Origin of the sequence: Blattabacterium cuenoti (assembly GCF_014252455.1) — a bacterium.
In the GTDB taxonomy this organism is placed as follows: Bacteria; Bacteroidota; Bacteroidia; order Flavobacteriales; family Blattabacteriaceae; genus Blattabacterium; species Blattabacterium cuenoti_R.
This window is the reverse complement of record NZ_CP060245.1, coordinates 413020-436083: the sequence shown is the minus strand read 5'-3', so window position 1 is coordinate 436083 and position 23064 is coordinate 413020. Positions and strand designations below refer to the sequence as shown.

Sequence of the window (23064 nt, the reverse complement as noted above, 5' to 3'; positions counted from 1 at the left end):
ATTATTTTATTATGAAAAAAATAAATAAAATAAAATTATTAAAACGATTAAATCGTTTTAATAAAAATACATTAATGAATACTTTAAAAATTAAATATATTAATATAGGAAAAAATACTTTAACAGGGAATATGTTTATAAATAGAAAAAAATTACTTCAACCAATTGGATATCTTCATGGTGGTGCTATAGTTTCTTTAGCAGAAAGTATAGGTAGTACTTTATCAAACTTACAAGTAGATTATAAAATATTTAATGTATTTAATATAGAATTTTCTATCAATCATATAAAATCTATTAAAAAAGGAATATTATTTGCAAAAGCTAAAATTATTCATAAAGGGAAAACTCTTCATTTAATAAAAATTCATATATATAATGAATATAAAAAAAATATTAGTTTTTGTAAAATGACAAATATAATAATTTTAAAAAAAAAAAAGAATGATAGAACTTACTTGGAAAAAAATACATCAAAAAATTATAAAGAATTATAAAAAAAATAAAAATTTTGTTTTATTTAAAAAACCAAATGAAAATAAAATTTTTTTTTATGATCAAAATAAAAAAATAAAAAATAACAAAAAATATTTTTTAATTAGTAGTTTTAATTGTAAGAATACAATAAAAATTTATTCTAAAAAAATTTATTTTTTAAATTTAAAAAAATTTATTCAATCTTCTCCTAATTATCTTAATAAAGAAAAAAAAAAAAATTATTTAAAATATTCTATTGAATATAAAAATTTAATAAAAAAAGCTATTTCTACTATAAAAAAAAAAAACTTACAAAAAGTTGTTGTATCTAGATTTATTAAAATTCCATTTCATAAATTTTATTTAAAAAAAACTTTTCAAAAATTAATATATTCTTATCCTAAATCTTTTATTACTTATTGGTATAATATTCATTATGGATCTTGGATAGGAGCTACTCCAGAATTATTTTTAAAATTAAATGATCAAAAATTACAAACAATTCCTTTAGCAGGAACTATTTTTAATAATAAAAAATGGACAAAAAAAGAATTAGAAGAACATAAAATCGTTATTAAATATATAGTAAATATATTAAAATCTTATTCTGGAAATATTACTATAGGAAAAATAAAATCGATTAAAGTAGGAAATTTAAGTCATTTAAAAACTTCTATTAATTTTAATTTTTTAAAAAAAGAAAAACAATTTTCAATATTAAATCGTTTACATCCAACTCCTTCAATATGTGGATATCCTAAAAAAAAATCTTGGAATTTCATTAAAAAAAATGAAAAATTTAAAAGAAATTTTTATACAGGATATTTTGGAACTGTAGATGATAAAAAAAAAAATATGGAATTATATTTAAATTTAAGATGTGCTAGAATTAGAATAAATAAAAAAGATATTACTTTATATGCAGGAAGTGGAATTACTAAATATTCTAATTTAAATCAAGAATATATAGAAACAGAAAATAAAATAAAAAGTATTATTTCTCAATTAATTTTTAAATAATTTTTTTTTTTCTATAAAAAGGTCTAATAATCAATCTAACACTTTTATGATAATGAAAATATTGTATTACCCAATTCATTAAAGCTATTACTCTATTTCTAAATCCTACTAAACTGATTAAATGAATAAACATCCAAATGATCCAAGCTAAAAAACCTTTTAATTTAAAATATGTAAAATCACAAACAGCTTTATTTCTGCCAATAGTTGCCATAGTTCCTAAATTTTTATATTGAAAAGGTTTAATTTTTTTATTTTTTTCTAGAAAATAATTAAAATAATTTGCAAGATAATTTCCTTGTTGAATAGCAGGTTGAGCTGTCATAGGATGACCATGTGGATAATACTTATTATTAATTACATATGCAATATCTCCAATAGCAAAAATATTATTATATTTTAAAGATTTTAAATTTTCATTTACTAAAATTCTGTGTTTTTTTACATCTTCTTTAAAAAATCCTTTTATAATAGCTCCTTTTACTCCAGCTGTCCATATCATATTAGCTGATTCTATAATTTTATTTTTATCGATAGAAACAATTTTTCCATTATAATCTTTAACTAAACAATCTAACCAAATAATAACACCTAAATCTTTTAAATTTTTAAAAGCGTGTTTTGCTGATGTTTCAGACATTCCATCTAATAATCTATGTGATGCTTGTAATAAATAAATATTCATTTTTTTTTGAATATCTAAATCTGGATAATCATATGGAAGTATATATTTTTTCATTTCCGCTAATGCTCCAGCAAGTTCAACTCCTGTAGGCCCTCCCCCAACAATTACAAAATTCATTAATCTTTCTTTTTTTTTTAAATTATTAGTAAGTAATGATGATTCAAAATTTTGTAAAATTAAACTTCTTAAGTTTAAAGCTTCTGGAATAGATTTCATAGGAAAAGAATAATATTCAATATTTTTATTTCCAAAATAATTAGTTATAGATCCAGTTGCTATAATTAAATAATCATAAAAAAGTTCACCTACATTAGTATAAATTTTTTGTTTTTTTGTATTTATATAATGTACTTTAGCTAATCTAAAGAAAAAATTTTTTGTGTTTTTTATAATTTTTCGAATAGAATGTGCAATAGAATCTGGTTCTAATCCAGCTGTAGCAACTTGATATAATAAAGGTTGAAAAGTGTGATAATTATTTTTATCTATAAGTATAATTTGAAATTTTTTTCTTTTTAATTTTTTTGCCATTTGTAATCCGGCAAATCCAGCACCAATAATAACTACTCTTTTTATATTTTTTAATATAGGAATATTCATAGTTAAAAATTAGATATATAAAAAATTAATTTAATAATTATATTTTCATTTTAATTAATAAATTAATAATTTTGTGAAAATAAATTAGATATTTATTTTTATGAATTATTATTTAATTATTGGAATAACTTTTTTTATTAGTGTAATTGTTAGTTTAATATTGAAATATAAAATTAAATTATATTCTAAATATCATTTACGTATACCTATGAATGGTAAAGAAATAGCAGAAAAAATGTTAATAGATAATGGTATTTATGATGTACAAGTTTCATCTATAGAAGGAGAATTAACTGATCATTATAATCCATTAAATAAAATAATTAATTTAAGTGAAGATGTTTATTATGAAAATAATATTGCTTCTGCAGCTATTGCTGCTCATGAATGTGGTCATGTTTTACAACATAAATTAGGTTATAATATCTTAAAATTAAGAAATCAATTAGTTCCTATTTTAAATTTTAGTTCAAAAATTACTAATTTTGTGATTATGTCTGGATTAACTGTATTTTATAGTTCCAATGGACAAAATTCTATAATTCTTAAATTAGGAATAGGATTATTTTTTTTAGCTGTATTTTTTTCTTTTATTACTCTTCCGATAGAATTTGATGCAAGTAAAAGAGCTTTAAATTGGTTAAAAGAAAAAAATATAGTTTCTTATCAAGAATATTTTTATGCTAAAGATTCTTTAAAATGGGCTGCTATGACTTACGTTATATCATCATTAGGTAGTTTAGCTCAATTAATTTATTTTTTATCTTTTTTTAGAAAAGAGAATTAATTTAATTTTTTTTTCTTTTTCTTTTATAGTTTCTTGGATTGGGACGAAGATTCCCATATGTTTTATTTTTTATTTTTCCTCTTCTAGTTTTTTTATCACCTTTACCCATAAATTTGATAAATTTTTTTAATAATTTTATTATGAATATTTTTTGCTTTATTTTCTAAATATAAAGTATTATGAATATTATTATGTATAATAATATTAGAATATTTTATTTTTTCTTTATTAGAAGTTTGAAAATTAATACGATTCATAATTTGTTCTTCATTTAAATTATCTCTTTGAATTATTCTTTCTATCATTTTTTTTATAGGAGAAACAATAGTAATAATTAAATGACAATATTTATATGTTCCACTTTCAAATAAAAGAGAAGATTCTTTTATGTAATAAAGTGTTTTTTTAGATTTTATCCAATTGTTAAAATCTAAAAAAACCCATGGATGAATAATAGAACATAATAATTTTAAAGCATAAATATTATTAAAAACTGTTTTAGATAAAAAATGAGTATTAATTTTATTATTCAAATAAGATTTTTTTCCAAAATATTTAATAATTTTTGTTTTTATATATTTTTTTTCATTCATTAATTTTTTACATTTTTTATCAGAATGATAAATAGGTACCCCCATTTTTTTAAAAAAAGTAGTAAATAAACTTTTTCCAGTTCCCATTTTTCCAGTAATACCAATTAATAAAGATTTCATTTGTTTATATTTTTTTTATATTCTATTTCTTTATTTTTATGTATATAAATTTTTTCTGCATAACGTAATTGAGTTAATTCTTTGGATATAGTATTTTTTTCTATTTTTATTTTTCCTACGTTAATTTCTAATAAACAAAAATAATCTGTTAATTCTATAATTTTTCCATGTATTCCTGTATTAGTTACGATATAATTTCCTTTTTTGAGATTTTTTTGAAAATATTTTTCTTTTTTTTGTTTTCGTATTTGAGGACGAATCATAAAAAAATAAAAAACAATAAATATTAAAGCAAACATCCAAAGAGTATTTGCTATAGAATTTTGTAATACAATAGAAAACATAAATTAATTTTTTAGTTAAAAATAATTATATTAATCCTTTTCCTTTTTTAAAAATTTTATTTTTTTTAGATAAAAATTTAAAAGCTTTATCTAAAATTCCATTAATAAAAATTTTACTTTTTTCCATTCCAAAAATTTTTGTAATTTCTATATATTCATTCATAGTAGCTTTTGGAGGTATATTTGGAAAATATAAAAATTCACAAATCCCCATTTGTAATATTATTAAATCTATAATTGCTATTCTTTTAATATCCCAATTATTAGAAATAATATTAATTAATTTATTAAATTCTTCTTTATGAAGAAGAGTATTTCTATATAAATTAATAATAAATTTTTTATTTTCATTATTTTTATAATTATTTTTTAATTTGAAATTAGAAGGAGTGGATGATTTAATAAATTGAAACGTTTTACATACCATACTATGTGCTATATTTATATTAGATAATCCATTAATATATTGATCTTCAATATAAGATATTAATTGTTTATTTGGAATAATAAAATTTTTATAAAAATTTATAATAAACATTTTATCTTTTTCAAAAGTAGGATGTGTTTCTTTTATATATTTTTTATAAAGTTCTGATTTTTGCATTTCGTTAAATAACGAAAAAACATATTCATCTTGTTTTTTCCATAAAATTTGATTATAATTTTTTATAGATTTATATTTTAATAAATATTTATTATTAGATAATATTTCTAATATAGAATTATATATTATTGTAAAATTTATGTTAGAATAATTTTTTTTTTTTATTATTATAGCTTTGTCTCTAATCCTTAATATTAAATGAAGAAGGGATATATATATATAATGTAATTCTTCAATACTATGAAGCATATTTTTTTCAACTTTTTTAAAATCTATTTTGGATAAATATTGAGCATATAAAAATTGTAAACTTTTTATTCTAAAATATCGTCTAATTAACATTTTTTTTAATTGACTTGATTTTTTTTTTATAAGATGTTTACAATTATAAAAAATAAAACGAAAAAAAATATTATGGGGGAATTATTTGCTTTTAGCAAAAAATATTTTTTAAAATATAAAATTCGTTTATGTATTGGTTTTATATTAATTGTAATATCAAACATTTTAACTTTATTGCCTATTCCTTATATAGGAAAATCTATTAATATAATAAAAAAAATTTTTACAAATTTTTCAAAATATCATATATCTCCAAAAAATTTAAAAATTGAAATTTGTATTTATACAAGTATAATATTATTAATTCCAATTATAGGAGGTTTTGTAAAATATCATATGAGACAATGTATTATTACAACATCTAGAATGATAGAATTTGATATAAAAAATGAAATTTTTTCACATTATCAAAAATTAAGTTTGTCTTTTTATCAAAAAAATTCAACAGGAGATTTAATGAATAGATTAACAGAAGATGTTTCTTTTATTAGACAATATATAGGTCCAGGAATAATGTATTTTGTAAATATTATTGTATTATCTTTTATGGTATTTATACAAATGTTACGTTTAGATAAAAAATTAACATTTTATGTAATGTTACCTATTCCTATTCTTTTTATTTTCATTTATTATATTAGTATTTTTATTTATAAAAAAAGTGAAGAAGTTCAAAATTATCAATCTATTATTTGTTCTTTTATGCAAGAGACTTTTTCTGGTATTCATGTAATTAAATCATTTTTATCTGAATCTTTTTTTAAAAAAAAATATCAAAAAATTATATATAATTATCAAAAAAAAAATATAAAACTGGCTAGAATTGATACTATTTTATCATCTATTATTATTTTTTTTATTGGGACTAGTCATTTATTAATTCTTTTTTTTGGAGGAAAAAAATATTTTCAAGGAGAAATTAAAGAAATAGGAACTCTAGCAGAATTTTTTACATATATTAATGTATTAATTTTTCCATTTATTATTTTAGGATGGGTAGTTTCTATTGTAGAAAAAGCAAAAGTGTCACAATTACGTATTAATTCTTTTTTGCAAGAAATACCAGAAATTTGTAATAAAAATTTAATTAAAACAAAAATTTTAGGAAAAATTCAATTTAAAGATGTTAGTTTTATTTATTATAAAAATAATTTAAAAAATTATAATAAAATTATTAATAAAGTATCTTTTACTATTCAAAAAGGAAATACTTTAATTTTAACTGGAGAAACAGGATCTGGAAAAACAACTATTGGAAAATTGATATCACGTTTATATGATCCAAATCAAGGAGAAATATTAATTGATAATATTTCTTTAAAAAATCATAATCTTTATAGTTTTAGAAATAATATAGGTTATGTTCCTCAAGAATCTTTTTTATTTTCTGATTCTATATATAATAATATAGCATTAGGAAGTATTAAAACAAAAGTAAATCCATGGAAAGTATATAATGCTGCAAAAAAAGCTATGATAGAAGATGATATTTTAAATTTAAAAAATGGATATGAAACTATTATAGGAGAAAGAGGGATTACTTTATCTGGAGGACAAAAACAAAGAATTTGTATAGCAAGAGCTTTAATAAGAAATCCTAAAATTCTTATACTAGATGATAGTTTCTCTTCTATTGATCAAAAAAATAGAAAATTAATTATTCATTATCTTAAAAAAGATATGAAAAAAACTACTATTATTATTATTACACATGATATTTCTTATATATCTGATTTTGATTTGCTTATTATTTTGAAAAATGGTAAAATATCTAAAATAGAAAAAAAGAACCTTTTTTTTTAGAAAAATTAATAGTATAGACCATTTTTTTTATTTAGATTTGCTTTATTATAAATAATTTTTTTTGAAATGGACGAAAAAGAAAAAATTAAAGAAAGAAATGAAATTTTTTCACGTACTTTAAAAACAGGAAGTCGTACGTATTTTTTTGATGCTAGAGAAACTAGAGCTGGAGATTATTATTTAACTATTACGGAAAGTAAAAAAAATTTTACTGAAACGGGAGAAATTACTTATAAAAAACATAAAATTTATTTATATAAAGAAGATTTTTATAAATTTCAAAATATATTAAATGATATGATAAAATTTATTATTAATGAAAAAGGAAGAGAAGTAATATCAGAACGTCATCAAAAAGATTTTAAAAATCATACAACATTTAATCAAGAAATGAAAAATTTTCAAAAAAAAACATCAGAAGAAAAAAAATTTACTAATATTAATTTTGAAGATATTTAATTGAAAATTAAATAATTAAATTGAAATAAAAGAAAGTATTTTTTTTCTATTATGATTGATAATTATAGGAATTTAATGAATGATATTAATACTTTCATATTTGATGTAGATGGAGTATTAACAAATTGTACTTTAAATTTATTTCCTGATGGAAATATGGTAAGACAAATGTTTGCGAAGGATGGTTATGCGATGCAATTAGCAAAAAAAAAAGGGTATAATTTATGTATTATTACAAAAGGATCAGATTTAATGGTTTTTAGACGATTAAGAGGTTTAAATATTCGTCATATTTATCAAGGAGTTGATAATAAAAAAAAATATTTAGATGAATATTGTCATATTTTAAATATTAATAAAAAAAAAATATTATATATGGGAGATGATATTCCTGATATTGAAATAATGAAATCAGTCGCATTACCATGTTCCCCTATAGATGCCGTTCAAGAAGTTAAAGAAATTTCTAAATATATTTCTCCTAAGAAAGGAGGAAAAGGATGTGTAAGAGATGTAATAGAACAAACTTTAAAAATTCAAAAAAATTGGTTTTAATTTAAAAATAAAATAAAAAAAAATAGTGTCATATGACACTATTTTTTTTATAGATAATAAAATGTTTTTACATCATACCACCCATTCCACCACCACCAGCTCCAGGCATTGGAGGTGTAATTGGTTCTTCTTTTTTAATTTCTGTAACAACACATTCAGTAGTTAATAACATTCCAGATACTGATGCTGCATTTTCTAATGCGACTCTTGCTACTTTAGTAGGATCAATAATCCCTTCTACTATCATATTTTTATATTCACCTATTTTAGCATCATATCCATAATCTCCTTTACCTTCTGCTACTTTAGCAACGACGACAGATCCTTCACCTCCAGCATTAGCTACAATTTGACGTAAAGGTTCTTCTAAAGAACGTCTTACTATTTGAATTCCAGTATCTTGATCTGGATTATCTCCAATAATATGATCTAACGATTTAATAGCACGAACTAATGCTACANCATATGACACTATTTTTTTTATAGATAATAAAATGTTTTTACATCATACCACCCATTCCACCACCACCAGCTCCAGGCATTGGAGGTGTAATTGGTTCTTCTTTTTTAATTTCTGTAACAACACATTCAGTAGTTAATAACATTCCAGATACTGATGCTGCATTTTCTAATGCGACTCTTGCTACTTTAGTAGGATCAATAATCCCTTCTACTATCATATTTTTATATTCACCTATTTTAGCATCATATCCATAATCTCCTTTACCTTCTGCTACTTTAGCAACGACGACAGATCCTTCACCTCCAGCATTAGCTACAATTTGACGTAAAGGTTCTTCTAAAGAACGTCTTACTATTTGAATTCCAGTATCTTGATCTGGATTATCTCCAATAATATGATCTAACGATTTAATAGCACGAACTAATGCTACACCACCTCCTGCAACAATTCCTTCTTCTACTGCTGCACGAGTAGCATTTAAAGCATCATCTACACGGTCTTTCTTTTCTTTCATTTCTACTTCAGACGCAGCTCCAACATAAAGTACCGCTACCCCTCCAGCTAATTTTGCTAAACGTTCTTGTAATTTTTCTTTATCATAATCAGATGTTGTAGTTTCTATTTGTGCTTTAATTTGATCTACACGAGCTCTAATATCTTTTTTACTTCCACCTCCATTAACAATAGTTGTATTATCTTTATCAATAATAACTCTTTCCGCTTTCCCTAACATATTTAATTTAACATCTTCTAATTTACTTCCAGTTTCTTCTGAAATTACATTACCTCCTGTTAATATTGCTATATCCTCTAACATTGCTTTTCTTCTATCTCCAAATCCAGGAGCTTTTATAGCAGCAACTTTTAATGTTCCTCGTATTTTATTAACTACTAATGTAGCTAAAGCTTCTCCTTCTACTTCTTCAGAAATAATTAATAATGGTTTTCCAGATTGTGCTACAGGTTCTAATATAGGCAATAAATCTTTCATTGCCGCTATTTTTTTATCAGATAATAAAATTTGTGGTTGATCAAATTCTGTTATCATTTTTTCTGTATTAGTTACAAAATATGGAGATTGATATCCTCTATCAAATTGCATTCCTTCTACGATATCTACAGATGTATCTGTTCCTTTTGCTTCTTCTACTGTAATAACTCCTTCTTTTCCTACTTTTTCAAAAGCATCTGCTATTAAAGCTCCAGTTTTTTCATCATTATTCGCAGATATAGAAGCTACTTGTTTAATTTTTTCATTATTACCTCCAACTTCTCTAGATTGTTTTTTTAAATCTAAAATAACAACTTCTAATGCTTTATCTATTCCTCTTTTTAAATCCATTGGATTAGCTCCAGCTGCTACATTTTTTAATCCTTCTCTAACAATAGCTTGTGCTAATACAGTTGCTGTCGTTGTTCCATCTCCTGCGACATCATTAGTTTTAGAAGCGACTTCTTTTACCATTTGTGCTCCTAAATTTTCTATAGAATCTTCTAATTCAATTTCTTTAGCTACAGAAACTCCATCTTTAGTTACTTGAGGGCCACCAAAAGATTTTTGTAAAACTACATTACGTCCTTTAGGTCCTAAAGTAACTTTTACAGCATTTGCTAATGCATCTACTCCTTTTTTTAATTTATCTCTTGCTTCAATATCAAATTTAATATCTTTTGCCATAATTTTTAGATTGTTTTAATAAATATTAGATTAATATCATCATCATCATTACATTCATTATATAATAGCTATTACATCAGATTCTCGCATAATTAAATATTCTTCCCCTTCCCATTTTAATTCAGTTCCTGAATATTTTCCATATAAGACTTTATCTCCTTTTTTTAAAATTAAAGGTTCATCTTTTTTTCCACATCCAACAGCTATTACAGTTCCTTTTTGTGGTTTTTCTTTAGCTGTATCTGGAATAATAATACCTGATGCTGTTTGTGTTTCAGCAGGATCAGGTTGTACTAGAACACGATCTGCTAAAGGTTTAATCTTTACTTCCATCATATTTTAAATATTTTAAAGGTTAATGATTAACAATATTAATCATTAATAATGAGCCAAAAACATGCCAAATAGATAATATTAGAATTTTTGATATATATCAATGTCATAATGACATATCATTTATTTTTTTTTAGTAAAAAATTAAACATTAAAATTAAAAAAAAAATTATTATAGATAATATCCAAGTAATTTTTTCTAAAAAATTATTAGTTCTATTTACTCCAAAAAATTGAAAATTTTTTTCCATAAAAGATTGAGAAATAAATCCTTTTTTAGGATTTTGAATTAAAATTACTATAATAAGTAGGAAACACATTAAAATAATTAATAAACTAAAAAAAATAATTAAATACATAATTAATTTTTAATTAAAATTACCAATTATTAATAAATATTTTATTATATAATTGAATAGATAATTTTTTTAAAATTTTATTTAAAAATAAAGAATTATTTAAAAAATTATCATCTTTTGATATAAATTTTTCTATTAAATGAAAATCTTTTTCCCAATTATTATTAGGATTTAAATAATCTTTACAAGAAATTCTAATGATTATTTTAATGATTTTTAAAGGGTTATTATTTATAGTTTTAATTTCAAAATTAATAAATTTTCCTTCTAATATTAGATCTCCTTTTTTATTAGATAAAATATATGGACTATTTTGAATAAAATAATTTTCAAAATTTTTTTGAATTGCAAAAGAAATAAATTGATTAGGTAAATGAATTTCTTCTAAAAAAGTTCCAATTTGAATAATTTTTTTTTTTTAAAAGAAATAGAATAAGAAGTATAACCACTAATTACAATACTTAATAATATAAATAAAATTTTTTTATAATCCATATTGTTTAATTTTTCGATATAATGTTCTTTCAGATATACCTAAATCTTTGGCTGTTTTTCTTCTTTTTCCATTATTTTTTTTTAAAGCTTTTTGAATAAATTCTATTTCTTTTTCTTGTAATGAAAAAATATTAGATTTTTTTTGAAAATTATTGATTTTTTCATAATTTAAATTTTTTTTTGTATTTGAAATATGTTCTAATTTAATTATAGGATCTTTTATTAGATTATTTGAATAAATCATTTTTCCAAATACTTTTTCCATAAGTTGTTGATTATTTTTTATAAAATCATTGTAAGTATTATTTTTATTTTTTATTAATTGTAATGTTAAATTCTTTAAATTGTTTAAATTATTTTTAATTTCAAATAAAACTTTATATAAAAAATCTCTTTTTGTTGAAAAATTTGGTATAAAATTTTTATTAAAATTATTATTAGAAAAAGATAAAGATGGAATATTTTCAGGAATATATTCTTTTAACTTATTAATAGATATTTCACGTTTTGGTTCTATAATAGATATTTGTTCTGTTATATTTTTTAATTGTCTAACGTTCCCAGGCCAAGAATAATTTTCTAAATATTTTAAAGATTCTTTAGAAAGTTTTATTGGAGGCATATGATATTTTTCTGCAAAATCATTAGAAAATTTTTTCCATAATAATGGAATATCTTTTTTACGAAAACGTAAAGGAGGTATATTAATTTGAACTGTATTTAAACGATAATATAAATCTTCTCTAAATTTTCCTTTTTGTATAGATTCTAACATATTTAAATTTGTAGCAGAAACAATACGTATATTAGTTTTTTGTATTTTAGATGATCCTACTTTAATAAATTCTCCAGATTCTAAAATACGTAAAAGACGTACTTGTGTACTTAAAGGGAGTTCTCCCACTTCATCTAAAAAAATAGTTCCACCATTAGATCCTTCAAAATATCCTTTTCGCATATTTGTTGCTCCAGTAAAAGATCCTTTTTCATGTCCAAATAATTCACTATCAATAGTTCCTTCTGGAATAGCCCCACAATTAACAGCAATATAAGAATGATGTTTTCTACAAGAAAAATGATGAATAATTTTTGGAATAAATTCTTTTCCTACTCCACTTTCTCCAAGTACTAATACAGATATATCTGTTGGAGCAACTTGAATAGCTTTTTCTAATGCTCTAAGAAAAGCAAAATCATGACTAATAATATTAAATTTTTGTTTAACCCTTTGTATAATAGATAATTCCATAAAATTAATTAATAATCTATTCTCCTATTAAAGTAGCTGATGTATAATCTATAATATTTATAAATACCATTTGTCCTATTTTATATTTTTTTTTAGGAAAAACAGTTATAATATTTTGAGTATTTCTTCCAAACCAATATTGATCATTTTTTTTAGAAACTCCTTCTATTAAAATTTCTTGTTGTTTTCCTAAATATTTTTTCATATGAAAAATTGAGTGATTTTTTTGCAAATCTATAATTTCTTTTAAACGTCTTTTTTTTATATATAAAGGGACATTATCTTTTAGTTTTTTATAAGCATAAGTTCCAGGTCTAGGAGAATAAGAAAACATATATCCATAATGATATTTTATTTCATTCATTAAACTAATAGTTTTTTTATGATCTTCCTCCTCTTCATTACAAAAACCTGTAATAATATCATGTGAAATAGAACATTCAGGAATAATAGATTTAATTTTTTTAATTAAATTAATATATTTTTCACGAGTATATTTTCTATTCATTAATTTTAATATTTTATTACTTCCAGATTGTACTGGTAGATGAATATGTTTGCAAATATTTTTATGTTTAGAAATAATTTTTATTACTTGAAGTGACATATCATGAGGATTAGAAGTAGAAAAACGAATTCTCATAAATGGAATTTCTTTAGCTAAAAAATCTAAAAGATTAGAAAAATCTATTATTTTTTTATTATTTTCATAATTCCAAATATATGAATCTACATTTTGACCTAAAAGAGTTATTTCTCTATATCCTTGTATATATAAATTTTTACATTCTTTAATGATAGAATAAGGATCTCTACTTCTTTCTCTTCCTCTTGTAAAAGGAACTATACAAAAAGTGCACATATTATCACATCCTCTTGTAATACTCAAAAAAGTTGTTATCTTATTTTTTTTTCTAAATGGAATTATATCACTATAATTTTCTTTATTATTAATTTGTTGTATATTTTTTGGAAATTTATTTTTGAAATATAAATTTATAAAATAAGGTAATTTTTTATAAGAATCTGGATGAATATTAAAATCGATAAGATTTACTTTTTTTAAAAAAAAACTATTATCTTTAGATAAACAACCAATTACTATAAATATTGGATGAATTTTATTATTAGATGTTAAATATTTAATTTTTTTTAATCTATTTATTAATATTAATTCTGGTTTTTTTCTAACAGCACAAGTATTTATTAAAATAATATGAGCTTTTTTTATATTTTTTGTTAAAAAAAATTGATTTTTTAATAAAATAGCAATAATTATTTCACTATCAGAAATATTCATTTGACATCCATAATTTTCTATATAAAAAAATATTTTTTTTATGTGATTCATAATATTTCTCTATTTTTTTATAGAAAATTAAAGATAAAAAAATAAAATGTCATTTTGACATAATTTTTTTTTCATAAAAGATGAAGGTTTTTTTTAGCTAAAAAAATTATTTTTTTTTCCCCTGTAGATTTTTCTTTAATATTTGATAATTTTATAACAGAAACCCATTTATTTTTTTTTATAGTTGCTTTAACCATTTTAATTACAATATTTAAAGAAGGAACTCCAACGTCATTAGTAAAATTAGTTCCTATTCCAAAAAATGGATTAATTTTTTTTTTACAAAAAGAAGAAATAGAAGCTATTTTTGTAGGGGTTAGATTATCGGAAAATATAATTTTTTTTTTATATGGATTAATTTTTAATTTTTTATAATGATTAAGTGTTTCTGTAATAAAGGAATAGGGATCACCACTATCATGTCTAATTCCATCAAATAAATTTGCTAATTTTTTATTAAAATTTTGAAAAAAAATTGGAGTAGTATATGTATCAGATAATGCTATTTTTAAATTTTTTCCATATAAATTTAACCAATTTTCCATAGCTATTTTATCAGCAAGATTAAATCCATATTTAGCTGCATGAAACATAATCCATTCATGTCCTTGAGTACCAATAGGTTTTTTAGAAAAAAGATGGGATAAATGGACATTACTACTTCCCATAAAAAAAGAATTTCCTTTTTTTTTTAAAATATTTAATACTAGTTTATGAACTTTATAAGAAAAACGTCTTCTAGTTCCATATTCTCCTATATAAACTTTTAATTTTTTATAAAAATCTATTTTTTTCTTTGTAAGAAAAATTAATTTTTTATTTGAAATACGTTTAGCACCTGTTAATTGATAATACAATTCAGATATAATCGCCATTAAAGGAACTTCCCATAAAATAGTTCTACTCCATAAACCTTCAATATCTATGTGGATATTTCTTCCATATTGATAAATATGAACTTCTTTAGGATTATATTGATAACTATCTAAATAATCTAAATATTTTGAATCTAAATATGGACAATTTTTTTCTAAAAAAATTCTTTCTTTATTAGATAATTTTAAATTAGACATAGTTTGAAGATTTTTTTTTAAAATTTTTGCAAAATTTTTTGGAAAAGAATGATTTCCTCTATTAATAAATTTATATTTTGCTTTAGTTGAAGGAAATAATTTAATTACAGCATTTTGCATAATAAATTTATAAAAATCATTATCTAATAATGATGATAAAATAGAAAATTCATTCATTAAATATTATAAAATTTCTTTTTTTTAAAATAAAAAGAGACTCTTAAAATAAATTTTTTATTGGTTTTATTGATATAATTAACGTCTACATCTGTTTTTTGTATGATTGTTATAATATTTAGGATAAAAATATAAGTAATAACAAAAAACTAACTAAATATATAATAAATTTAATATATGAAAAAATTATATGGAACAGGTGTAGCGTTAATTACTCCTTTTAACAAAAATGGAACCATTGATTTTAATGGACTTGAAAAGTTAGTAAAATATGTTGAAAAATATGTTAATTATTTAGTAATATTAGGAACTACTTCTGAAGTATCTACTTTAAATAATGAAGAAAAAAATGAAATTATTGAATTTATTAAAAATATAAATCATAAAAAATTACCATTAGTCTTAGGACTTGGTGGAAATAATACAAAAGAAATTATTAAAAAAATAAATAATATTAATTTATCAGATTTTTCAGCTATACTTTCTGTTACTCCTTATTATAATAAACCTTCTCAAGAAGGAATATATCAACATTTTAAATCTATTGTTAATAATACTAATGCTAATATCATTTTATATAATGTTCCTAAAAGAACTGGAACTAATATAAATACTGATACAATAATTAGATTAGCAAATGATTTTCCTACTATTATAGGAATAAAAGAAGCTTCAGGTAATATTTTGCAATATTATAAAATAATTTCTCAAAAACCTAAAAATTTTAGTGTTATTTGTGGAGATGATTTTTTAATATTACCTATAATTTTAGGAGGTGGAGATAGTATCATCTCTGTAATAGCTCAAGGGTTTCCTAAAGAAATTTCTCAATTAATATATTTTTTAAAAAAAAATAAAATAAATAAAGCTTCTTCTATTTTTTATAAAATGATTAAAATGATTGATCTTATTTATGAAGAAGGGAATCCTACAGGAATTAAAACTTTATTAAGTATTATAGGAATATGTTATTCTAATGTTAGACTACCATTAGTAAATGGAACATTAATGTTAAAAAAAAAAATACAAAAATTATTTAAAAAAATAAATTAATTTATGTTTAAAAAAAAAATATTAATAGGTTTAAAAAAACAACTAAATAAAGAATTAGAATCATCTTTATTATATTTATCTATGGCATCTTGGGTGGAATATAAATATGGAAATTTAGAAGGTATTTATAATTTTTTATATGATCATTCTGAAGAAGAAAAAAAACACATGTTGAAATTGATAAAATATCTTAATAAAAGAGGAGCTTATGCTGATATTGTTTATCAATTTAATTTAAAAAAATCATGGAATACTTTAAAAGAATTATTTCAAAAATTATATAAACATGAACAAAAAATTTCTGATGAAATAAATTTATTAGTAGATTTATCTTTGAAAGAAAAAGATTTTTTTACTTATAATTTCTTACAATGGTATGTAGAAGAACAAATAGAAGAAGAAGGATTAAGTAAAATGATATTAGATAAAATTAATTTTTTAGAAAATGATAAAGGAGGTTTATATTTATTTGATTATGATTTAAAAAATTTTCATAAAAAAAATAAATTATGAAAAAAATTTTTTTATTATTATTAATTTTAATTTCTTTTTCTTTTCATTTAGAACAAATAAATTTTAAAAAATCTTTTTTTGATTATTATTTTTTTTTAAAAAAAAAAAATATAATAATATTTAATAATTTTTCTAAAAAAATATTGAATTTTTTAAAAAAAAATACTATTGAAAAAAAAAATGAAAATTTTTTATTTAAAAAAGGAGTATATTATTTTAATCATTCTTTAGATTTTGATTTAGATCAGACAAATACTGATTTATCAATCAAAATATTTAATCAATTTATTAAAGAATATCCTAATCATATAAAAATAAAAGAAGCCAATAAATTTTTAAAAATTTTATTAAAAAAAATAGAAAAGAGAGATTATTATATTGCTAATACATATTATTTAATGAATGAATATAAAGCTTCTTTAATGTATTTCAAAAATTTCATAATTAATTATCCAAACAGTATTTTAAAAGAAAATGTTTTATATAAAATTTGTTTAAATACATATCAATTAGTAAATTCTTCTAAAAAAAAAAATATTTTTTTTTAGAAGAATTTAATTTATATATAAAATTATATCCAAAATCAAATAAAATAAAAAAATTAAATTTTTTATATAAAAAATTATTTAAATAATGAATTTTAAAGAGATTAAATCTCCAATAAATACAGAAACTATAGATTGTTTAAAATTAGAAAAAAAATCAGGAAAAAATATTTATGAAACTATTTCTATTTTAGAAAAAGTAGCTAATAAAATGAATTTTTTTTTAAAAAAAAATTTAGATAAAAAATTAGAAGATTTTAATTTTATGAATAAAAATAATTTAGAAGAAATTATTGAAAATCAAGAACAAATAAATTTATCTAAATCTTATGAAAAATTACCAAAAACAACATCTATGGCTATTCAATATTTATTAAAAAATAAATTAAAAATTAATTAAATTTTTTTTTATAATCTTTTAAAAAAATATCTAAACCCAAATTAGTTAATGGATGATATAAAAGAGAACATAAAATTTTTAAAGGAGTAGTAATAGCATATATTCCTATTTTAGAACATTCTATAATGTGTAAAGAATTTCTTATAGAAGCTGCTAATATTTTTGTATTAAAATGATAATTATCAAAAATTAATTTAATTTCTTTAATTAAATTTAATCCATTATATTTAATATCATCTAATCTACCTATAAAAGGAGAAACATAAGTTGATCCAGATTTTGCAGCTAAAATAGCTTGTGTAGATGAAAAAATTAATGTACAATTAGTTTTAATTTTTTTTTTATAAAAATATTGAATAGCTTGTAATCCATCTTTTGTAATTGGAATTTTTATTACAATTTTTGGATTTAAAGAAGCAATTTTTTTTCCTTCTTCAATCATATCTTTATAATTTGTACTAATTATTTCTGCACTAACATCTCCTTTATTAATTATGTTACATATAGAAATATAATGTTCATAAATTTGATTTTTTTGAATAGATTCTTTTGCAATTAAAGAAGGATTAGTCGTTACTCCATCTAATAATCCTAATTTTTTAGCTTTTTTTAATTCTTCTAAATTTGCTGTATCTATAAAAAATTTCATATTAATCTTTTAGAAATAACACAAATTTATACAATAAAAAATTTTTAAAAAATTAAAAATAAAAATTTGTAAATTTATACAGATAAAAATTAGAATAATTATGTCATTTTTTGATGTTATTATTATAGGAAGTGGACCTGGTGGATATGTAGCAGCTATAAGATCTGCACAACTTGGAATGAAAACTGCTCTTATAGAAAAAGAATCTTTAGGAGGAGTTTGTTTAAATTGGGGTTGTATTCCTACAAAATATCTTTTAAATCAAGCTAAAATTTTACATAAAATAAAAAAAAATCAATTCTTTTTTAGTTTAAATAATAAAATACAAATTGATTTTCCTAAAATTATATCTAATAGTAGAAATATAGTTAAAAAAATGAATGAAGGAGTATCATTTTTAATGAAGAAAAATGGAATTCATATTATTCATGGAAATGCAAAATTAAAAAATAATAAAAAAATTGAAGTTCATCAAACTACAAAAAAAGTTCAAGAATATTCAGCATCTAATATTATTATAGCAACAGGAGAAAAATCTAAAATAGATCCTAATTTTAAATTAGATTTTAATAAAATTATAGATTTCAAAAAAGCTTTAACATTATCTGTTTTACCTAAAAAAATGATTATTGTAGGATCTGGATCTATTGGTTTAGAATTTGCTTCTTTTTATCATTCTATGGGAACAGATATTATTATTATAGAAAAAAGTTCTTTACTATGTCCAAATGTAGATGAAGAAATTTCTAATCAATTAAAAATATCTTTAGATAAAAGAGGAATTAAAAATTATGTATCTTCTTTTATTAAAAAAATAAATTATACTAATAAAGGGAGTATTTTAACTGAAATTTCTACATCTAAAAAGAACATTGTAATAGAAACTGATATTATACTTTCCGCTATTGGAATGATTCCTAATATTCATTTTTTAGATTTAGAACAAATAGGGATACATACTAATAAAAAAGGATATATAATAGTAGATAAAAATTATCAAACAAATATAAATGGTTATTATGCGATTGGAGATGTAATTAATACTCCATCTTTAGCTCATGTTGCGACTCAAGAAGCTATAATATGTATTGAAGCTATAAAAGGATTAAAACCTCAAAATATAGATTATAATAATATTCCAAAATGTGTTTATTGTTTCCCTGAAATAGCTTCTGTAGGATATACAGAAAAACAAGCTAAAGAACAAGGATATACTATTAAAATAGGTAAATTTCCTTTTAGTGCACTTGGAAAATCTATATGTGATGAAGAAACAGAGGGTTTTGTAAAAGTTATTTTTGATAGTAAATATGATGAATGGTTAGGGTGTCATATGATAGGTAATAATGTAACGGATTTAATATCAGAAGTAGTAATATCTAGAAAATTAGAAGCTACTAATTATGAACTTTTAGGATGTATTCATCCTCATCCTTCATTAAGTGAATCTATTTTAGAAGCGATAGCAAATGCTTATGGAAGAGCTATCCATTTATAAAATACATTCATTAATAAATAAATTATAAATTTAATTTTTTTTTATTAATTTTTACTTATTAGTATAGTATGAGACATATTATCTTATTTGGACCTCCAGGATGTGGAAAAGGAACTCAAGCTAAAATTTTATCTAAAAAATTAGGATTTATTCATTTATCTACAGGAGATATATTTAGAAATCATATAAAAAATAAAACTTCTTTAGGAGAAAAAGCTCGTTATTATATTAATAAAGGTTTTTTAGTACCAGATATAATAACTAATAATATGTTAAATATAGAAATAAAAAAAACTTTCAATTATAAAGGAATTATTTATGATGGATACCCTAGAACAAAATATCAAATTTTTTCTTTAGAAAAATTTTTAAAGAAATCATATTTAGGAGATATCAATCTAATTTTTTCTTTTTCTATAGAAAAAGAATTATTAACAAATAGACTCTTAAAAAGAGGAAAAACTAGTTTACGTGATGATGATATAAATATTAAAATTGTTCAAAAAAGAATAGAAGAATTTTATAAAAAAACGGCTTTTATTTGGAGTGGGGAAAAATGGAAAAATATTTTGGTAAAATTAAATGCTTCTTTTTCTATTAAAGATATTTCTATTTTTATTGAAAAAAAATATAATAAAATTGTAAACAATGAAAGATAATTTTATAGATTTTATAAAAATTTTTTGTAAAAGTGGAGATGGAGGAGATGGGTTTGTTCATTTTAATAAAACAAAATATAGAAGAAAAGGGAAACCGGATGGAGGATCAGGAGGAAAAGGGGGAGATCTTATTATAAAAGGTAATTCTCATATTAATACTTTTTATCATTTAAAATATCATAGACATTGGATCGCTAAATCTGGTTATTCAGGTAAAAAAAATAATTTAACTGGAGGAAATGGAAAAAATTTATATATAGATGTTCCTATAGGAACTATTATTAAAGATGTAAATAAAAATATTATTGCAGAAATTATTAATAATAATCAAAAAAAAATTTTATTTCAAGGAGGGAAAGGAGGACATGGAAATTTTTTTTTTAGAAAATCAAAAAATCCATATTATTATCAATATGGAATAAAAACTATAGGTAATTGGATATTTTTAGAATTAAAAATTTTATCAGATGTGGGTTTAATTGGATTTCCTAATGTTGGAAAATCTACTTTATTATCTATTTTAACAAATGCTAAACCAAAAATAGGTAATTATTCGTTTACTACTAAAATTCCAAATTTAGGAATGGTAAAAATGAATGATTCTTCATTTATTATAGGAGATATTCCAGGAATTATAGAAAAAGCTTCAGAAGGAAAAGGCTTGGGTCATTTTTTTTTGAAACATGTAGAACGTAATTATATTTTGTTATTTTTAATTTCTGCAGAAAAAGAAAATCAAAAAAAAAAATATTTAATTTTATTAAATGAATTGAAACAATTTAATATTCAATTATTAAAAAAAAAACGTTTATTAGTTATTTCTAAATCAGATTTAATTGATGATAATAAAAAGAATAAAATAAAAAAAATATTTTCTACATTAAAAGAAAATATTTTTTTTATATCTTCTTTTTCAAAAGAAGGAATTCAAAAATTAAAATATATTATATGGAAAACACTTAAATTAAAATAATTTTTTTAAAACTAGATTTTTATCTATATTTAAAACTTTATTTTCATTTATGTGATTGATATTAAAAAAATAATCTATAAAAATTTTTTCACAAAAATAACGTAATCCTCTCGCACCTAAACCTAATTTAATAGTTTCATCTACAATTATATCTAAAGCTTCGTCTGAAATATTCATAGATATTTTATCCATTAAAAATAATTTTTTGTATTGTTTAATTAAAGAATTTTTTGGCTCTTTTAATATTTTTTTTAAAACATTTTTATTTAATGGATCTAAATAAGTAATAATAGGAAATCTTCCAATCAGTTCTGGAATTAATCCAAATTTTATTAAATCATTTCCTATAATTTTAGATAAAAAATTTTTTTGATATTTTTTTTTTTTTGAAAAAAAACTTATAGGAGATATTTGATTAGTTCTATATGATATAATTTTTTCTAATCCATCAAAAGTCCCCCCAGCAATAAATAATATATTTTCTGTATTAATTGGTATCATTTTTTGATCTGGATGTTTACGGCCTCCTTGAGGAGGAACATTAATAATAGATCCTTCTAATATTTTTAATAAAGCTTGTTGTACTCCTTCTCCAGAAACATCTCTAGTAATTGATGGATTACTAGTTTTTTTAGAAATTTTATCAATTTCATCTATAAAAACAATTCCTTTTTCAGCAAAATTTATATCATAATTTACAGATTGTAATAATTTTGTTAAAATAGATTCTACATCTTCTCCAACATATCCTGCTTCTGTTAAAGTAGTAGCATCGGCGATAGTAAATGGTAATTCTAAAAATTTAGAAATACTTTTAGCTAATAAAGTTTTTCCTGTTCCAGTATTTCCTATTAATAAAATATTAGATTTTTCAATTTCTATGTCTTCATTTTTTTTTAAAAATTTAATTTTTTTATAATGATTATAAACAGCAACAGATATAATTTTTTTTGTTTCATTTTGTCCTATAATATATTGATCTAAAAATTTTTTAATTTCTTTAGGTTTTTTAACATTTATTATATTTTCATAATTTTTATATTTTTTTTTTATATCAAATTTATTATGAATAATAGAATATGTTTTTTCTATACAAAAATTACAAATATAACTATTAATCCCTGATACAAGAAAAGTTATTTCACTTTTTTTTCTATTACAAAAATTACATGTTTTTTCCATAAAATTTTAACTTTTTTTGTATTGA

The 23064-nt window shown here is 20.5% G+C and carries 26 protein-coding genes and 1 pseudogene; 13 read left to right on the top strand and 14 right to left on the bottom strand.

Going from position 1 to position 23064, the window contains the following annotated elements:
- Nucleotides 1–11 precede the first annotated feature (11 nt).
- A complete protein-coding gene (locus H0H56_RS02165; protein ID WP_185873716.1) occupies nt 12–497 on the top strand; it encodes a PaaI family thioesterase in 486 nt (161 codons plus the stop codon).
- Nucleotides 445–1497, top strand: coding sequence for a chorismate-binding protein (locus H0H56_RS02160; RefSeq protein WP_185873715.1), 1053 nt, complete (start codon nt 445–447; stop codon nt 1495–1497). The genes H0H56_RS02165 and H0H56_RS02160 overlap by 53 nt, the downstream gene beginning before the upstream one ends.
- Here the strand turns inward: H0H56_RS02160 and H0H56_RS02155 are convergent.
- A complete protein-coding gene (locus H0H56_RS02155) occupies nt 1490–2782 on the bottom strand; it encodes an NAD(P)/FAD-dependent oxidoreductase (RefSeq protein ID WP_185873714.1) in 1293 nt (430 codons plus the stop codon). The genes H0H56_RS02160 and H0H56_RS02155 overlap by 8 nt on opposite strands.
- A gap of 100 nt (nt 2783–2882) precedes the next feature.
- Here H0H56_RS02155 and H0H56_RS02150 point away from each other — a divergent pair, with 100 nt between their 5' ends.
- Nucleotides 2883–3569 carry a zinc metallopeptidase gene (locus H0H56_RS02150; RefSeq protein WP_185873713.1) on the top strand — a complete coding sequence of 229 codons (687 nt, stop codon included), beginning with the start codon at nt 2883–2885 and terminating at the stop codon, nt 3567–3569.
- A 1-nt stretch (nt 3570) separates the two neighbouring features.
- Here H0H56_RS02150 and H0H56_RS02145 read toward each other — a convergent pair whose 3' ends face one another.
- Genes H0H56_RS02145 through H0H56_RS02130 form a run of 4 tightly spaced genes read right to left on the bottom strand, consistent with a single transcriptional unit; the run spans nt 3571 to nt 5572 of the window.
- Nucleotides 3571–3678, bottom strand: a complete 108-nt coding sequence (locus H0H56_RS02145) for a 30S ribosomal protein THX (RefSeq protein ID WP_185873712.1) — start codon at nt 3676–3678, stop codon at nt 3571–3573.
- Nucleotides 3671–4282, bottom strand: a complete 612-nt coding sequence (gene coaE, locus H0H56_RS02140; protein ID WP_185873711.1) for a dephospho-CoA kinase — start codon at nt 4280–4282, stop codon at nt 3671–3673. Before coaE ends, H0H56_RS02145 begins: the two co-directional genes overlap by 8 nt.
- The gene (yajC, locus tag H0H56_RS02135) at nt 4279–4626 is read right to left on the bottom strand and encodes a preprotein translocase subunit YajC (protein ID WP_185873710.1); all 348 of its coding nucleotides are present in this window, start codon (nt 4624–4626) and stop codon (nt 4279–4281) included. Before yajC ends, coaE begins: the two co-directional genes overlap by 4 nt.
- Before the next feature lie 25 nt (nt 4627–4651).
- Nucleotides 4652–5572, bottom strand: coding sequence for a transcription antitermination protein NusB (locus H0H56_RS02130; protein WP_185873709.1), 921 nt, complete (start codon nt 5570–5572; stop codon nt 4652–4654).
- 72 nt (nt 5573–5644) lie between these two features.
- Here H0H56_RS02130 and H0H56_RS02125 point away from each other — a divergent pair, with 72 nt between their 5' ends.
- From H0H56_RS02125 to H0H56_RS02115, 3 genes are all read left to right on the top strand, one after another.
- A complete protein-coding gene (locus tag H0H56_RS02125; RefSeq protein WP_185873708.1) occupies nt 5645–7375 on the top strand; it encodes an ABC transporter ATP-binding protein in 1731 nt (576 codons plus the stop codon).
- 66 nt (nt 7376–7441) lie between these two features.
- Nucleotides 7442–7834 carry a DUF3276 family protein gene (locus tag H0H56_RS02120; RefSeq protein WP_185873707.1) on the top strand — a complete coding sequence of 131 codons (393 nt, stop codon included), beginning with the start codon at nt 7442–7444 and terminating at the stop codon, nt 7832–7834.
- 75 nt (nt 7835–7909) lie between these two features.
- Nucleotides 7910–8389 (top strand): KdsC family phosphatase, encoded by a 480-nt coding sequence (locus tag H0H56_RS02115; RefSeq protein ID WP_185873706.1) that lies wholly within the window; start codon nt 7910–7912, stop codon nt 8387–8389.
- A gap of 67 nt (nt 8390–8456) precedes the next feature.
- Here the strand turns inward: H0H56_RS02115 and H0H56_RS02110 are convergent.
- The 7 genes and pseudogenes from H0H56_RS02110 to pncB all read right to left on the bottom strand — a co-directional run.
- Nucleotides 8457–8849 (bottom strand): annotated as a pseudogene (locus H0H56_RS02110) (TCP-1/cpn60 chaperonin family protein); the annotation flags it as partial.
- A gap of 40 nt (nt 8850–8889) precedes the next feature.
- Nucleotides 8890–10530: a chaperonin GroEL gene (gene groL, locus H0H56_RS02105; protein ID WP_185873705.1), complete on the bottom strand. Its 1641-nt coding sequence runs from the start codon at nt 10528–10530 to the stop codon at nt 8890–8892.
- Between the two features lie 57 nt (nt 10531–10587).
- On the bottom strand, nt 10588–10866 hold the full coding sequence (locus tag H0H56_RS02100; protein ID WP_185873704.1) for a co-chaperone GroES: 279 nt from the start codon (nt 10864–10866) through the stop codon (nt 10588–10590).
- Nucleotides 10867–10982: 116 nt separating this feature from the next.
- On the bottom strand, nt 10983–11222 hold the full coding sequence (gene secG, locus H0H56_RS02095; RefSeq protein WP_185873703.1) for a preprotein translocase subunit SecG: 240 nt from the start codon (nt 11220–11222) through the stop codon (nt 10983–10985).
- A gap of 484 nt (nt 11223–11706) precedes the next feature.
- Nucleotides 11707–12966 (bottom strand): sigma-54 interaction domain-containing protein, encoded by a 1260-nt coding sequence (locus H0H56_RS02090; protein ID WP_185873702.1) that lies wholly within the window; start codon nt 12964–12966, stop codon nt 11707–11709.
- 16 nt (nt 12967–12982) lie between these two features.
- Nucleotides 12983–14317 (bottom strand): tRNA (N6-isopentenyl adenosine(37)-C2)-methylthiotransferase MiaB, encoded by a 1335-nt coding sequence (gene miaB / locus H0H56_RS02085; RefSeq protein WP_185873701.1) that lies wholly within the window; start codon nt 14315–14317, stop codon nt 12983–12985.
- A 71-nt stretch (nt 14318–14388) separates the two neighbouring features.
- Entirely contained in the window at nt 14389–15567 is a 1179-nt protein-coding gene (gene pncB, locus H0H56_RS02080; RefSeq protein ID WP_185873700.1) for a nicotinate phosphoribosyltransferase, read from the bottom strand.
- 177 nt (nt 15568–15744) lie between these two features.
- On the opposite strand from pncB, the gene dapA reads away from it, so the two are divergent.
- From dapA to H0H56_RS02060, 4 genes are all read left to right on the top strand, one after another.
- Nucleotides 15745–16620: a 4-hydroxy-tetrahydrodipicolinate synthase gene (gene dapA, locus H0H56_RS02075; protein WP_185873699.1), complete on the top strand. Its 876-nt coding sequence runs from the start codon at nt 15745–15747 to the stop codon at nt 16618–16620.
- 3 nt (nt 16621–16623) lie between these two features.
- Nucleotides 16624–17133: a ferritin gene (locus H0H56_RS02070; RefSeq protein WP_185873698.1), complete on the top strand. Its 510-nt coding sequence runs from the start codon at nt 16624–16626 to the stop codon at nt 17131–17133.
- Nucleotides 17130–17681 carry an outer membrane protein assembly factor BamD gene (locus H0H56_RS02065; protein WP_185873697.1) on the top strand — a complete coding sequence of 184 codons (552 nt, stop codon included), beginning with the start codon at nt 17130–17132 and terminating at the stop codon, nt 17679–17681. Before H0H56_RS02070 ends, H0H56_RS02065 begins: the two co-directional genes overlap by 4 nt.
- 85 nt (nt 17682–17766) lie before the next feature.
- Nucleotides 17767–18078, top strand: coding sequence for a hypothetical protein (locus tag H0H56_RS02060; RefSeq protein WP_185873696.1), 312 nt, complete (start codon nt 17767–17769; stop codon nt 18076–18078).
- Here H0H56_RS02060 and fsa read toward each other — a convergent pair.
- On the bottom strand, nt 18071–18727 hold the full coding sequence (gene fsa / locus H0H56_RS02055) for a fructose-6-phosphate aldolase (protein ID WP_185873695.1): 657 nt from the start codon (nt 18725–18727) through the stop codon (nt 18071–18073). The genes H0H56_RS02060 and fsa overlap by 8 nt on opposite strands.
- A 100-nt stretch (nt 18728–18827) precedes the next feature.
- On the opposite strand from fsa, the gene lpdA reads away from it, so the two are divergent.
- From lpdA to obgE, 3 genes are all read left to right on the top strand, one after another.
- Nucleotides 18828–20225 carry a dihydrolipoyl dehydrogenase gene (lpdA, locus tag H0H56_RS02050; protein WP_185873694.1) on the top strand — a complete coding sequence of 466 codons (1398 nt, stop codon included), beginning with the start codon at nt 18828–18830 and terminating at the stop codon, nt 20223–20225.
- Nucleotides 20226–20293: 68 nt separating this feature from the next.
- Nucleotides 20294–20884: a nucleoside monophosphate kinase gene (locus tag H0H56_RS02045; protein WP_185873693.1), complete on the top strand. Its 591-nt coding sequence runs from the start codon at nt 20294–20296 to the stop codon at nt 20882–20884.
- The gene (obgE, locus tag H0H56_RS02040) at nt 20874–21857 is read left to right on the top strand and encodes a GTPase ObgE (RefSeq protein ID WP_185873692.1); all 984 of its coding nucleotides are present in this window, start codon (nt 20874–20876) and stop codon (nt 21855–21857) included. The genes H0H56_RS02045 and obgE overlap by 11 nt, the downstream gene beginning before the upstream one ends.
- On the opposite strand, the gene clpX is transcribed toward obgE, so the two are convergent.
- Nucleotides 21849–23039, bottom strand: coding sequence for an ATP-dependent Clp protease ATP-binding subunit ClpX (gene clpX, locus H0H56_RS02035; RefSeq protein WP_185873691.1), 1191 nt, complete (start codon nt 23037–23039; stop codon nt 21849–21851). The two genes, obgE and clpX, sit on opposite strands and share 9 nt — an antisense overlap.
- Between the last annotated feature and the right edge of the window lie 25 nt (nt 23040–23064).